This is a genomic window from Methylococcus sp. ANG, assembly GCF_040730495.1.
GTDB lineage: Bacteria > Pseudomonadota > Gammaproteobacteria > Methylococcales > Methylococcaceae > Methylococcus.
Map to the genome: position 1 here is coordinate 1,221,242 of NZ_CP160399.1, position 13,223 is coordinate 1,234,464.

Annotated in this window: 13 protein-coding genes; 1 reads left to right on the top strand and 12 read right to left on the bottom strand. The window is 63.9% G+C overall.

Features of this window, described 5'->3' with window-relative positions:
- The gene (gene bioB / locus ABZN20_RS05720; RefSeq protein WP_367027075.1) at positions 1-1,002 is read right to left on the bottom strand and encodes a biotin synthase BioB; all 1,002 of its coding nucleotides are present in this window, start codon (positions 1,000-1,002) and stop codon (positions 1-3) included.
- Positions 1,003-1,298: 296 nt separating this feature from the next.
- Here bioB and ABZN20_RS05725 point away from each other — a divergent pair, with 296 nt between their 5' ends.
- Positions 1,299-2,000 carry a ComF family protein gene (locus ABZN20_RS05725; protein ID WP_367027076.1) on the top strand — a complete coding sequence of 234 codons (702 nt, stop codon included), beginning with the start codon at positions 1,299-1,301 and terminating at the stop codon, positions 1,998-2,000.
- A 21-nt stretch (positions 2,001-2,021) separates the two neighbouring features.
- Here the strand turns inward: ABZN20_RS05725 and gspD are convergent, their stop codons facing one another.
- The 11 genes from gspD to gspE form a co-directional block, all read right to left on the bottom strand.
- Entirely contained in the window at positions 2,022-4,457 is a 2,436-nt protein-coding gene (gene gspD / locus ABZN20_RS05730) for a type II secretion system secretin GspD (protein WP_367027077.1), read from the bottom strand.
- 29 nt (positions 4,458-4,486) lie between these two features.
- Positions 4,487-5,158: a hypothetical protein gene (locus tag ABZN20_RS05735; protein ID WP_367027078.1), complete on the bottom strand. Its 672-nt coding sequence runs from the start codon at positions 5,156-5,158 to the stop codon at positions 4,487-4,489.
- A 14-nt stretch (positions 5,159-5,172) separates the two neighbouring features.
- The gene (gene gspM, locus ABZN20_RS05740) at positions 5,173-5,793 is read right to left on the bottom strand and encodes a type II secretion system protein GspM (protein WP_367027079.1); all 621 of its coding nucleotides are present in this window, start codon (positions 5,791-5,793) and stop codon (positions 5,173-5,175) included.
- On the bottom strand, positions 5,735-6,853 hold the full coding sequence (locus ABZN20_RS05745) for a PilN domain-containing protein (RefSeq protein WP_367027080.1): 1,119 nt from the start codon (positions 6,851-6,853) through the stop codon (positions 5,735-5,737). Before ABZN20_RS05745 ends, gspM begins: the two co-directional genes overlap by 59 nt.
- A gap of 43 nt (positions 6,854-6,896) precedes the next feature.
- Positions 6,897-7,826 (bottom strand): general secretion pathway protein GspK, encoded by a 930-nt coding sequence (locus tag ABZN20_RS05750; RefSeq protein ID WP_218807063.1) that lies wholly within the window; start codon positions 7,824-7,826, stop codon positions 6,897-6,899.
- 241 nt (positions 7,827-8,067) lie between these two features.
- A complete protein-coding gene (locus ABZN20_RS05755; protein WP_218807064.1) occupies positions 8,068-8,670 on the bottom strand; it encodes a prepilin-type N-terminal cleavage/methylation domain-containing protein in 603 nt (200 codons plus the stop codon).
- Positions 8,671-8,672: 2 nt separating this feature from the next.
- Entirely contained in the window at positions 8,673-9,170 is a 498-nt protein-coding gene (locus ABZN20_RS05760; RefSeq protein WP_367027081.1) for a type IV pilus modification PilV family protein, read from the bottom strand.
- Positions 9,145-9,600, bottom strand: coding sequence for a GspH/FimT family pseudopilin (locus ABZN20_RS05765; RefSeq protein WP_218807066.1), 456 nt, complete (start codon positions 9,598-9,600; stop codon positions 9,145-9,147). Before ABZN20_RS05765 ends, ABZN20_RS05760 begins: the two co-directional genes overlap by 26 nt.
- 13 nt (positions 9,601-9,613) lie before the next feature.
- Positions 9,614-10,045: a type II secretion system major pseudopilin GspG gene (gene gspG, locus ABZN20_RS05770; RefSeq protein WP_218807067.1), complete on the bottom strand. Its 432-nt coding sequence runs from the start codon at positions 10,043-10,045 to the stop codon at positions 9,614-9,616.
- A 36-nt stretch (positions 10,046-10,081) separates the two neighbouring features.
- Complete coding sequence (locus ABZN20_RS05775) at positions 10,082-11,299, bottom strand: type II secretion system F family protein (protein ID WP_218807068.1); 1,218 nt, start codon at positions 11,297-11,299, stop codon at positions 10,082-10,084.
- Between the two features lie 55 nt (positions 11,300-11,354).
- On the bottom strand, positions 11,355-13,112 hold the full coding sequence (gene gspE / locus ABZN20_RS05780; RefSeq protein WP_367027082.1) for a type II secretion system ATPase GspE: 1,758 nt from the start codon (positions 13,110-13,112) through the stop codon (positions 11,355-11,357).
- Between the last annotated feature and the right edge of the window lie 111 nt (positions 13,113-13,223).

Consider the following 13,223-nt stretch of genomic DNA (forward strand, 5'->3'; position numbering starts at 1 on the left):
TCAGCAGCCCAGACCCGCCATGCGCAGCCCCAAACGCGCAAACAACTGCCGGTCGCGCTGGGCCTGGGGGTTCTCCGTCGTCAGCAGCTTTTCGCCGTAGAAAATGGAATTGGCCCCGGCCAGGAAACACAGGGCCTGCATCTCGTCGCTCATGTCCGAACGGCCGGCGGACAGCCGCACCCGGGATGTCGGCATCATGATCCGCGCCACGGCGACGGTGCGCATGAAGTCGAGGGGATCGAGCGCGGCCGTATCGGCCAGCGGCGTGCCCTCCACCTTCACCAGCAGATTGATCGGCACGCTCTCCGGGTGACGCGGCAGATTGGCCAGACCGATCAGCAGGCCGGCGCGGTCGGCGGCGGATTCCCCCATGCCGACGATGCCGCCGCAGCATACGTGCATGCCGGCGTCGCGCACCCGTTGCAGCGTATCCAGCCGGTCCTGGTAGGTCCGGGTGGTGACGATCTCGCCGTAATAGCTTTCCGAGGTGTCCAGGTTGTGGTTGTAGTAATCCAGCCCCGCTTCCTTGAGCCGCCGGGTCTGTTCATCGCTCAGCATCCCCGCAGTGACGCAGGTTTCCATCCCCAGCGCCTTGACGCCCTCGACCATCGCCGCGATGGCTTCCAGATCGCCGTCGCGCGGACTGCGCCAGGCCGCGCCCATGCAGAACCGCGTGGCGCCTTCGGACTTGGCCCGGCGGGCAGCGTCCAGTACCTCCTCCAAGGGCATCAGCGACTCGCGCTTGAGGCCCGTTTCGTAATGCGCGCTCTGCGGACAATAGGCGCAGTCCTCCGAACAGGCGCCGGTCTTGACGCTGAGCAGGCTGCTGACCTGGACTTCGTTGGGGTCGAAATGGCGGCGATGCACGGTCTGGGCCTGGTACAAAAGCTCGTTGAACGGCAGCGCGAACAAGGCCTCGACCTCGCCCTGGGTCCAATCGTGGCGCAAGACGGGTTCCCCAATCCGCTCCTGGTTCGTCGTTACCGCAACTTCCGCATGCATTACACTCGATCTCCAGTGGACTACCCGCGAACCGGCGGTGTAGGAAGTTAAGCCGTCATGCCGGCAGGGAATGCCGGCATCCATGACACAGGGATGTGCTGAGCACGAGCCCTCCATGGCCCCTGGGCTCCGGCACTCGCCAGAGCGCATATGCGAATCCATGCCGGAGCGACGGGATGTCTCTTAACTTAACGGCGCCGTCTCCGAAGAGAGGGCAAAGGCATTCACCTTTCACACACGGCCGGAGTAGAAAATCAGAACACGAACACACCGACAGCCTCTGTCAACGCATGAACATGAAAACTGTAAACGGCTGGCTGAATATTATACAGGACTGGATCTATCCGCCCACCTGCCTGTTGTGCGGAGACAGCGGGGAAAGGGGGCTGGATCTGTGCGGGGCATGCGAGCGCTACCTTCCAAGGACCGGCACCGCGTGCCTGCGCTGCGGCGAAGCCCTGCCCGACGGTGCACCCAGCCCCTGCGGCCGCTGCCTGCGGCAGCCGCCGCCGTTCGACAACTGCCTCGCGGCGTTCCGCTACGAAGAGCCCATCCGGCATCTGATCCACGGGCTCAAATTCGGCCACCGCCACGCCTGCGCCCGTACCCTGGGAGAACTGACCGCCTGCTATTTCCGCGAACACGCCGAGCCGCCCGACGTGATTATCCCGGTTCCGCTGCACCCCTCCCGCTACCGCGAACGCGGCTTCAACCAGTCGCTGGAAATCGCCCGGCACCTGAGCCGGAACCTGCGCATCCCGCTGGAGTTCCATGCCTGTGCCCGCAGGCGCACCAGCCGGCCGCAAGCCGAGCTGTCGGCCAAAGAGCGGACGAAGAACATCCGCGGCGCTTTCCGGCTGGAACGTGAAATCAACGCGCGCCATGTGGTCGTCCTCGACGACGTTGTCACCACGGGGGCGACTGTCAGCGAGCTGGCGCGAACCTTGCGGCAGACGGGCGTCGCACGGATCGACGTCTGGGCCGTGGCGCGGGCGTGAGCCGCGCCACGATTCCCTTCTTTAGGGGCTGGTGGGCTCCACCGGCGCCGGCTGGGCATCCGGCTCGCCTTTGTAAAGATTGGTCAGCTTGCGGCGGAACTCGTTGCTGATCGAAATAATGTCGCCTTTCTTTTCCACGACCCGCGGCGTGATGAGCACCACCAATTCGGTGCGCTCGGGCTTTATCTCGGTGGAACCGAACATCCAGCCGATCATCGGAATTTGGTTCAGGTACGGCAGACCAGTCTGGGTCTCGGAGCGCTTATCGGAGATAAGGCCACCCAAAGCCAGCGTCTCGCCATTAGGCACAGCCACCATGCTCTGTATCTCCCGGTTGGCAAACTGGTAGGTAATTTGATCGCTGCCGACTTTGACTTGAGAGGGCGTAGAAATTGCTTGGAAGATTTCCAGAGAAACCAAACCGCCGGCATTGACGCGAGGGCGTATTTGGAGAGTAACGCCAGACTGTTGCTGCTGGAATTGATTGAACTGGGTAGTGCCGATAGTCGCACTTGCGGTCGTGCCCGTTAGAACCGGCACCTGATCACCCACGTTAATCTTTGCCTGTTGATTATTCAACACCATCAACGAAGGCGAGGAAATCACATTGATCAGATTTTCTTTTGCCAACATATTGAGCAACACCTTAACGTTGCCACCATTGGCAATTAGCGCATAGCTAAACCCCCCCGCTGCCGCGCCCCCGGTTGTGGTGAGAAAATCCTTGATCGGGTTAGCGCTTAACAGCGGACTGCCAAGCGCCTCTGTACTGGTACCACTACTGATCAACCATTTCAACCCGTATTGAAGTTCGTTCGTGAGGGTAATTTCGACTATGGTTGCATCGATAAGCACCTGTAAAGGCAATACATCAAGCTCCCTGATTACCGCTTCTATTTCCTTCCAATCCTGATTCTTAGCGATGACGATCAACGCATTATTCGAAGGATCGGCGACGACTCGCGCATTAGCGCCAAGTTGCATCATCGTCGCTCCCTGACCACCCACACCCTGCCTTCCTCCACCGAAGCTGCCGCCGCTGGTGCCGAGGCCACCACCGCCCAAGCCACCGCCCGACCGGCCAAGCCCGCCCCCGCTTCCGGAGGTTCCCGTACTGCCGCTAGTTCCACCCAAGCTGGACCCGCTGCCGGTGCCACTGGTCCCCGAGCCTCCTAACGAACTCCCCGAGCCGCCGAAAGAACCGCCCGCCCCCCCATAGCCGGACGACAACCCGCCAAAACCACCTGCCGCTGCAGAAGCCGAACCGAAGCCGCTGGCGGTTCCACTCCCCACATCCATTCCGGTCAGTCCCGGCGCCAGCGACGGACCCTGTCTTCCCGCTCCTCCTCCGAAGATTCCGCCCAGTGTACGGGCAAGTTCGGTCGCATCCACATGCTGGCAGCGGTAGACGTGGACGTTACCGGTACGCGTGGTGTTGTAGCGGTCGAGTCGCTCGATCCAGTCCTGCACCTCCTGCAGAAGATGCATCTCCGGCGCGACCGCGAGGATGGCGTTGAGGCGCTCGATGGGGAGGATGCGCAGTACGTTGCCCATGGCGCCCTTGCCGCCCAGCCCCAGGACCTTGGTCAGTTCGTCCGCGATGGTCGGCACGTCGGCGTTCCTGACCGGATACAGGGCTACCGACATACCCCGCATATAGTCGACGTCGAAAATCTGCACCGCCTCCATGACGCCGCCCAGCTCCTCCGCCGTACCGGCGACCATGACCAAATTGCGGGTCTCATCCATCCGCAGCACCGCTTTGGGCGGCATGATGGGTTCGAGGACCTTCTGCATTTCCGTGGCGCTGATGAAGCGCAGAGGAATGACCCGCAACTGGTAGCCCGGCTCCATCACCCCTCGGCCGACACCGGGGCCGGAGGCGCTGATCGCGGCCTGGGCGTCGGGCTCGATCTTGTACATGCCGCCGTCGCGGATCAGCGCCGCCCCGTTCATGCGCAGCAGCGTTTCCAGCGTCGGGATCATCTCGTCCTCGGTCAGCGGCCGGGTGGTCTGCAGGCTCACCTTGCCGGAGACCTTGGGACTCAGGACGTAGTTCACCTTCAGCGTATCGCCGAGGATGACCTTGGTGACTTCCGACAGGTCGGCATCGTCGAAATTGAGGGTGTATTTGCCCTCCTTCCGCGCCGCCGCCCGGCCGCCCCGCTTCCCGGTCACACCGCCGCCAACGGACGTGCCGGAACCGGGGTAGCCGCCGCTCGAGGACGGCGGATTGACCACCGAGCCTTTCCGCGGGTAGTACTCCGTCTTTTTGAGCATATCAGTCTGGGCTTCCGCCAACGGCGAGGGCGAGGGCTCCGGCGACTCCTTCTCGACTTTTAGGCTATCCGGCGATACGGGCTTTTTGTAATACTCGGGCAGCAGCGACTCGCAGCCGCTCAGGCCGAGGGCCGCCGATACCGAGACGGCGGCGATTCTTTGAATGAACTTAGGCATGCACTGTCGATTGCAATTCGTTGAACGGGTTACTCATCGCTTTGATCCTCTGTATCCTCGGCACCGTCGCTTTCGATATCCTCATCGGGTTCGCCCATTTCGCCATCTTCTTCATCCAGCGTCTCGCCGTCCGGAGGCTGAAGACCGGCGGGCGGCTTCTTTCCGGGCTTCGCTTCCGCGGGGGGCTGCGGCGCGCCTCCCGCCGCGGCTTTCGGCTTGGTCTTCAGGAGCGGGAGCTCCTTGATCTCCCCATCCTGCTGCATGACCACGCGATCCGTCTTCAGCTCCTTGAGTACCCAGCCGCCGACGACACCGCCTTCCTTGACGCGCTTGTACTTGCCCTTAGGATCGACCAGCAAGGCGGTTCTCCCGCTGGGCGAAAAAATCATTCCCATCAGCTTGAGGTCCAGCGGAGTGCGGGCGACCGGCGGCGGCGGTTCCTCCACGACCTCCGGCGGCGGCCTGCGCCCTTCCACGAACAGGGGGCGCTCGACCAGTTCCTCGAACTCGCCGAGGTCCGGAAATTCGAAAGGAGCGAGCTCCGGCTCGTCCGCCGCGGCCTTGTCCGCGGCCTTTGAAACCTGCGGAATGCGGTGCATCCGGTCCACGCTGTACCACTCGCCCACCAGCAGCAGCCCCAGCCCCGCGCAGACCGCTGCGAGCAGCAGCGACAGCCTGAGTTCGGAGCTCAGGTTTCCCATGTCCACTCTCATGTTCATGGCGCTTTCTGCGACATATAGCCGACCGCATCGAAGTCGATGCTCAGCTTGTCCGGCGGCGCCGCCTGCTTCTGGCCGGGCCGGGGGGGGACCCGGATGGGGCGGAGGTTGAGGTTTTCCACGAACAGCACCGGCTGCTCCGATTCGATGTCGTACAGCACTTGCCGTAACACTTCGGTGCTGCCGTTCAAACGCACTTTCACCGCGATGCGGGTGAACTGGTCTTCCTTGCGCTCGGGGATCACCTGGGTGCTGATCAGTTCGCCTCCCGCGGAGGTCACGGTATCCTTGATGCGCGACTGCAGATCCGCGGCGGCCAGAGCGGGCGTGGCCTGGGAAAACAGGTTCTTCGCCTGTTCGCCTTCGCTGCGGATTTCCTCCAGGCGGCTTTCCCAGTAAGACCTTTCGGCCGCCACCGTCTGAAAGCGCTTCAGCCGGAACAGCAGACTCTCGATCGACTCGTCGTAGCCGGAGGACAGGGCCCACAGCGGCGCCATGATCAATCCGTACAGGGCCAGGATAACCAGCGCCAGCAAACCCAGGGCCGCGGCCCTGGACTTACTGACCTGGATTTTCAGGTTGAGCAGGCGCTTCAGAAGACCTCCAATTGACCGCATCCGACGCAATCTGGAACCGCTCCAGGCCATTCGATACATCCTTGGTGACAGGCGACACGAAACTGGTGTTCTTGAATTCCTCCGAGGTCTCCATCCGGGCGATGAGGCTGGATGCCGACGGCGACTGCCCCTGGACGACGAGGTGCCCGTCCTTGTACTGGAAGCCGTTCAGCCAGGTGTCGTCCGGCATGACCTTGCTCAGCTCGTTGAGCACGTCCAGCACGATCGGATCCTTGCGCTTCTTCTGCGCCAGATACCCCATCTCGTGCGCCATCTGCTCAGCCTCCTGCCGCAGGGCCTCCACTTCCTTGGCCGCCTTGCCCGCTTTGCGCACCTCGGCCTCGAGCTGGTCGACCCACTGGCTCTTTTTCCAGACCGGCACGATCAGAAGCGCCAGGACCAGCCCCACCGCCAGCCCGGCCAAGCCGAAATTGAGCCAGCGGTTCCACCGGCTTTTTTTCACGATGAACCGTTCGGGCAACAACTGGTGCGACCGCTTGAAGGGATCCTCGCTCACGTCCACGTAGTCCGGCTGCCAGCCGGACGCGATCATGGATTCCAGCATCAGATCCAGCCGTTCTTTCGGCACCACGGCGAGATCCACCCGGATCTGCCCCGCCGCCTTGAGCCGTTCGATCACCCGCGCGCCGAAATAGACCTGGTCGGGCTTGAACGGCGTGAGGCGGTCGAGTTCGAATGCGATGACCTGCTGAAGGTTTTCTTCCGTCGCCAGAGGCAGCTTGACCACGCGTGTCATGCATTGATCGGGCAGAAGCCGGAAGACCGTCCGGATTTCGGCCAGTTCGAGCTCCGCCTCCAGCAGCCGGCGCCAAGCCTCGCGGCCGGCGTCGTCCAGCGTGAACGAGCCGAGCGGGCGGGTTCCGTTCGCGGTCCGGTGAACCGCCTCCAGCGTATCCGCCCGCCACGTCAGAAATATCCAGGATGTCCGCCCTCCCAACAGGCGCCGGAGGCGATCTGGAACCAGAAAAGCCAGTTCGCCCGCCCACCATCGCAGGAAAGCCTGGACATCCAGGTCTATCGGTTTACTGAAATCCACCATGTGCTGAAAAGTCGGTGTCCCTACCCGTCGCTACGGTCCCGCATCAATATCCGGCAATGGCGGGAAAACCGCCGGAAGGTTCATGTAAACGTGGAATTTTCCAATTTAATATGGAAAACGGCAAATGCTGGGCGTTCTGCTGGCGTTTCAGCACCGCCTCCACGGCGGCTCTGTCGCCGTCGGGAAGCACCGCTTCGACCCACACACCGTACGCGGTATCGCCCCCCGTCGTCAGTTTGATCGGGCTGTTGGCACGGTTGGCTGGGATCGGCGGCGGGGCGTTTCCGATGGCGACGGAGCGCTGCGCGATATATTCGGCGACCGCTGCTTCGTCGCCCTTGAACACGATGCGCAGCATCTCCGGTCCGGCCTTGACCGGATTGATGCCGTCGCGCCCGGTGTACACCGTGATCAGCGGCTCGATACGCTGGTAAACCACGCGGGTCAGGCCGAGAACCTCCATCAGTTCGTCGGCAACCTGGAACGGCCGGTTGCGCGGCCCCGTTTTCCCCATCGCTTCATATTCGCTGCGCTCGGCGCCGCTGGGCCGTTTGAGGTCATCGGGATCGCGCCAGTCCACGATGGCATCCGACAGGCGCTGAGCCAGACCCTCGTCTCCCGTGACCTGCAGGAAGAGCTCCCGCAGCGCGGCGTCCGACGCGGTGTTCATGTCCAGCTTGCCCTCTTCGTCCAGGACGCGAATCGTCAGGCGGCCCGTGCCCAGCGAGACCGGATAAGGCGTCCCGTCGGTTTTCCAGCGCTTGGTGGGGTCTCTTTCGACCAGCATGGGCATGGCGTAGTAGATGCCGCCTTCGGCCAACGCGCGCGCCTGGGCCGTACCGCGGACGCTGCTGACCAGTTCCGATTCGCGGTGCAAGGTGAGGGAGAAACTTCCGGCCATGATCGTCATGAGCGTCAACATCCACAGGACTAGCACGAGCGCCAAGCCTTTCTGGCCGCAGGCCCGTGCCATCACCGTCCGCTCCGGCGAGGATCCGGTCCCTTTCCGGGAACGGGCGAAAAAAAGCGAAGTGGCCGGCGGCAAGGGGGGTGCATAGGGGGGAGAGCCGGCCACTCCGTCAAGGGAGAGAGATGAAGACGCATGAACAAGCTACCTTCATATGGCTGGGAACCTTCAGCCACGGACAAGAGTTAACCATGGTTTTGTATCAGGAGTGTGTTCGCGTGGTAGCGGATTGGTATCCCGGCCGCGTTCACCGCGCCATGTCGAGGCGGGGCGCCACCATCAGCGGCGGCCAAGGATCCTCGCCTTCCGGCTGGATCGCGACGCGGACCATCCGCGGCATGACCGGTTCGTTCCATTCCTCGACCCAGATCAGGTCGTCGGTCCGTTCGTTCTGTCCCAGATAGGACAGGCGGAACTGCTCCACGCCTTCCAGGACGAGCACGTCGTCGATGGGCGTGACGGGGTCCTGGGGACTGTTGGTCAATGGGAGGACGGCGACCCTAAGGTCCGTGCCGTCCTCCCGCTGCGCCAGATACAGCCGGAACCGGTGGAGGCCGCCCCGCACGTAAGCCGGCAAGGTGGACACGAAAGTCAGCGTTTGCGGACCGCCGCGAAACGCCAGGACCAACCGGTTCATCTCGCCGGGTTCGCGGATCGGAAACGCCGTTGCCAGACGGGCGCGAAGAAACTCCTGCACCACCAGGGCGCGGCTGGCCCGCTCCACCGAAACCTCGCCCTTTTCCCACGAAGCGGCCGCCATGCGCAGGCTCGCCGTCAGGATCAGCGACATCACCGCCAGGAGGCTGGTCGCGATCAGCACCTCGATCAGGGTAAAACCGCGGGACGCCATGGTTACATGCGCGGGCCGAAAGGACCGCCCGGCAGGCGGCCGGGGCCGCCCGCCGGGTTCTCGTTGAACAGCCGCAGGGTACTCAAGGTGACCTCCCGCGGCTCCTCGCCCTCGCCCCACACAACGCTGGCATCCACGGCGAACAGCTTGAGGCCGGCCAGCGGAGAGCCCGGGGCGGGCTCGTTGTTGGGCCCTATCTGCTGCTGGACCGGGATGGGCATGGGCGCGATCCGTAGAATCCAGCGGAATTCCTCGCCGAAACGGCCTTCGGTCACGCCGGGCGCCAGCGGCGTTTCCACGCCGACGTCGTCGAGCACCGACTCCGCGGCGATCACGGCGCGGGAATACTCCTCGGCAATCCGAGCCGAACGGGTCGCACCGCCGAAAACCCGCATCAGCACGCCCAGCGCGATGGCCATGATGGAAAAAGCCGCCAGCATCTCGAGCAGCGAGAAGCCGGACTGGGTCCGGAACTCAGGTGTTGTCCGATTCTTCCGCACTGGACGAAATCCTGCCGGTGAGCCAATTGACGTCGATCAGCCGTTTCCGCCCGCCGGCCTCCAGCGTCACCCGCCCCCCGGTCGAAGAACCGTCCGGAAAGAACAGGATGCTGCCGACCCCTTCGCCCTCGACCTCGCCGGAAGCGGTGAACAGCTTCAGCCCGACGCCGGAGGGCAGGCCGAAAATTTTGGGGCGGGTACTGACCCGGTAGCGGTGCCCCGGCACGTCGAGCGTGAACCGCACCTCCTGGCGCCGGCTCAGGGCCTGGCCGCGGGCGAACCTCAGCCCCGAAGCCACGTCGCGGGCGGCGGAGCTGAGTTGGGCGGCTTCGATGGCAGGCATGACATTGGGGACCGCGACCGCCATGAGGATTGCGCCGATGCCCAGCACCAGCAGCATTTCCAGCAGGGTGAAGCCACGATCGCGCATCCCCGGTGCACCCCTACTCCCAGCCGAGGATATCGGCATCCTCGCCTTCGCCGCCCTCGGCGTTGTCCTGGCCGAGCGACCACAGGTCGAACTTGCCGTGCTGTCCCGGCGCGACGTAATGGAACGGGTTGTTCCAGGGGTCCTGGGGGACCTTCTTCTTGCGCAGGTACGGCCCGTTCCAGACGCGCGCCGTACTGGGCTGTTCGATCAGGGCGTTCAGCCCTTCGTCGGTGGTGGGGTAACGACCCACGTCCAGCTTGTACATGTCCAGCGACGAGGCCAGCTCTTCGATCTGAAGACGGGCGGTCTTGGACTTGGACTCGCCCAGATGCTTCATGACCTGGGGACCGACCAGCCCGGCGAGCAGGCCGATGATGGCCAGCACGACCAGCAGTTCGATCAGGGTGAAACCGCTGCGACTACGGATGGAACGCCTATGCTTCATACGAAAACCTCGAGCAAGAGAAAGGGGGTTGGGGGATTAGAAGGCCAGATCGTTTACGCTGACGATCGCCATCAGGATGGAAACGATGATGCCGCCGATCATGATACCGAGCCCCACGATCAGCGCCGGTTCCAGCAGCGCGAGAATGCGCTGGACCGTGATCTTGATCTCCTTGTCGTAAGTGACCGCGACCCGTTCCAGCATCTCGGTCAGATGCCCGGACTCCTCGCCGAGCTTGATCATCTGCAGCGCCAGCGTGGGAAAAACCCCGGCGTCGGTCAGGGGGCCGGACAGGGCGCCCCCTTCCTTCAGATTGTCCATGGCGGTATCGACACGTTCGGCCACCGCCCGGTTCCCCAGCGTTTCCTTGACGATCGAAAGACCGCCGAGCAGCGGCACGCCGTTTCCGAGCAGGGTTGCCAGCGTCCGGGCGAAATTGGCCACCTCGACCTTCCGCACCAGATCGCCGAACAAGGGCCAGCCGAGAAAGCGCCGGTCCCATACCAGCCGGCGCGAGGGCTCCGCGAGTTCATAGCGTCCCCACGCCACCAGCACCAGCACCGCGCCAAGGAGCGCCCACCAGTAACTCTTGAGGATGTTGGCCACACCGACCACGATCTGGGTCGGTATCGGCAGCTCCTTGCCGGCGGTCTCGAACATCTCCTCGAACTGGGGCACCACGAAGGTGAGCAGCAGCAGCAAGGAGCCGACGGACATGGTCAGCAGAATCGCGGGGTAGATCATCGCGGTCGAAACCGTATCCCTCAGTTCCTTGGAACGCTCCAGATAGTCCGTCAGCCGCTCCAGCACGTCCTCCAGCGCGCCGCCGGCCTCCCCCGCCCGGATCAGGTTCAGGTAGAAGCGCGAGAACACGCCTTCCTGCCGCTCCAGGGCCGCCGAAAGCTGCGAGCCGCCCTTCACCAGTTCGATGACGCGCCCGATCATGCCATTGAGCGCGACGTCCTCGCGGGTCAGGTCTTCCAGCACGAACAGCGCCCGGTCCAGGGGCAGCCCGGCCTGCAGCAGCGTCAGCAGCTCCCGCGTGAAGATGCCGATGTGCTTCTGCGAAATCCGGTTGCGGCGCCGCGACAGGCTGAGCCAGGCAAACGGACGCGCACCGGCGGGCGCCACCCGGATCGGGATCAGGCCTTCGCCCTGGAGCGCCAGGACCAGGCTCATCTCGTCGGAGGCTTCCCGCTCCGATTCCACCGATTCGCCGTCGCGGTTCACGGCCTTGTAAAAATATAGCGGCACCTGAGTTACCTTGGGATCAGAGCAGGGGCGGAGGGCCGAAGAGTCATCGCGGCCTTCAGGAATCCGAGGTGACGCGCAGGACCTCTTCGACGGTGGTAAGCCCCATCAAGGCCTTGCGGACGCCATCGTCATACATGGTATGCATGCCCTCGCGCAAGGCGACTTCCTCGATCTGCCGGGCCTGGGCATGGCTCATCACCAGCCGCCGCACCTCGTCGGACATGACCAGGAACTCGAGGATCGCGAGCCGTCCGCGAAAACCGGTGCCTCCACATTGTTCGCAGCCGACCGGCCGGTACAGAACCACCTCGCCGTCGCGCTGGAACCGCCGCAGCCCCATTTCCTCCGCGATTTCCTCCAGCGCCGGATGCGGTTCGCGGCAATGCTGACACAGCCGCCGCACCAGGCGCTGGCCGAGAATACCGTTCACGGTGGACGTGATGAGATAGTCCTCCAGCCCCATGTCCATCAATCGGGTCACGCCGCCGGCGGCGTCGTTGGTATGCAGGGTGGACAGCACCATGTGGCCGGTCAGCGCCGATTGCACGGCGATGCGGGCGGTCTCCAGATCGCGCATTTCGCCGATCATGATCACGTCCGGGTCCTGACGCATGATGGAGCGCAGGGCGCTCGCGAAATTCAGCCCGATCTGGGGCTTGACCTGGATCTGGTTGACGCCCTCCAGCTGGTATTCCACCGGGTCTTCGACCGTGATGATCTTGCGCGAAGGCGTGTTGATCTTGTGCAGCGCGGTATACAGGGTGGTGCTCTTGCCGCTGCCGGTCGGACCCGTGATGAGGATGATGCCGTGGGGCAGTTCGAGGATTTCGAGGAAGCGCCGGAGCACCGCGCCTTCGAACCCCAGCGTGCCGAAGTCGAACGTGATGCTTTCCTTGTGCAGAAGCCGGATCACCACGCTCTCGCCGTACATCGTAGGCACCGTGGAAACACGGAGATCCAGCTCCTTCCCCTGTACCTGCAGCTTGATTCGTCCGTCCTGCGGCAGGCGCCGCTCGGCGATGTTGAGCTTGGCCATGATCTTGATGCGCGAGATCACCGCGGCGGTGGAGCGTACCGGCGGCGCTTCCACGTCGCGCAACACGCCGTCGATGCGGAACCGCACCTTGAGCGCCTGTTCGAAAGGCTCGACGTGGATGTCCGAGGCCCGCGACTCCACCGCGCGCTGCATGATCAGGTTCACCATGCGGATCACCGGCGCTTCGCTGGCGAGGTCCTTCAGGTGCTCGACGTCGGCCTCGTCGGCGTCCTCGTCGCCGCCCAGGTTTTCGACGATCTGGCCCATCACCGAACGGCCCGAGCCGATCTGCTGCTCCAGCGCCCGGTCGATCTCCGAGGCCAGGCCGACGACCGGATGGACCGGCTGACCGCAAGCCAGCCCGAGCGCATGGATCAGCTCGGCATCGAAGGGATCCTCCACCGCCACCACGAAGCCTCCGTCCCTGGCCGCGACGCCGACGGCGTGGCGATCCTTGAGGAACCGGGCCGCGACGCCTTCCGGCAAGGGCGACACATCGGGATAGTCGGGGGGACCGACCAGGGGAAGACCACTGGCCTCGGCAAGGGTCTCGGCCACGTCGCGCTCCGAGACCACGCCGAGCTTGACCAGCAAGGCGGGAAGACGCATGTCGTCCGCCTGCGCCGCGAGGCGCTTCGCCCTCGCCAGATCCATTTCACGGACCTTGCCGCGACGAAGCAGGGCATCGGCGAATCGGGTGTAACCGTCCGGATACTGCAACAACTCGGCGGGTATAAGCGGTTCCGCCTCCGTCTTTCTCAATACTGCCTCGGTCATCGATGGGGATTGTGAAGAGTGGTCAATGCCCGCAGCCGGGGTCCGGCGCGGAGAGGGATTATGCTACAGATCATGAGACGATTCTTGACGAGGGCCCGCGGCGCACGCCCT

Coding starts and splice junctions, on each gene's coding strand:
- gspG (WP_218807067.1), bottom strand. CDS start 10,045: ATGAAGCATAGGCGTTCCATCCGTAGTCGCAGCGGTTTCACCCTGATC.
- ABZN20_RS05735 (WP_367027078.1), bottom strand. CDS start 5,158: ATGGGAAACCTGAGCTCCGAACTCAGGCTGTCGCTGCTGCTCGCAGCG.
- ABZN20_RS05745 (WP_367027080.1), bottom strand. CDS start 6,853: ATGGTGGATTTCAGTAAACCGATAGACCTGGATGTCCAGGCTTTCCTG.
- bioB (WP_367027075.1), bottom strand. CDS start 1,002: ATGCATGCGGAAGTTGCGGTAACGACGAACCAGGAGCGGATTGGGGAA.
- gspE (WP_367027082.1), bottom strand. CDS start 13,112: ATGACCGAGGCAGTATTGAGAAAGACGGAGGCGGAACCGCTTATACCC.
- ABZN20_RS05765 (WP_218807066.1), bottom strand. CDS start 9,600: ATGCGCGATCGTGGCTTCACCCTGCTGGAAATGCTGCTGGTGCTGGGC.
- gspD (WP_367027077.1), bottom strand. CDS start 4,457: ATGCCTAAGTTCATTCAAAGAATCGCCGCCGTCTCGGTATCGGCGGCC.
- ABZN20_RS05725 (WP_367027076.1), top strand. CDS start 1,299: ATGAAAACTGTAAACGGCTGGCTGAATATTATACAGGACTGGATCTAT.
- ABZN20_RS05750 (WP_218807063.1), bottom strand. CDS start 7,826: ATGGCACGGGCCTGCGGCCAGAAAGGCTTGGCGCTCGTGCTAGTCCTG.
- gspM (WP_367027079.1), bottom strand. CDS start 5,793: ATGCGGTCAATTGGAGGTCTTCTGAAGCGCCTGCTCAACCTGAAAATC.
- ABZN20_RS05755 (WP_218807064.1), bottom strand. CDS start 8,670: ATGGCGTCCCGCGGTTTTACCCTGATCGAGGTGCTGATCGCGACCAGC.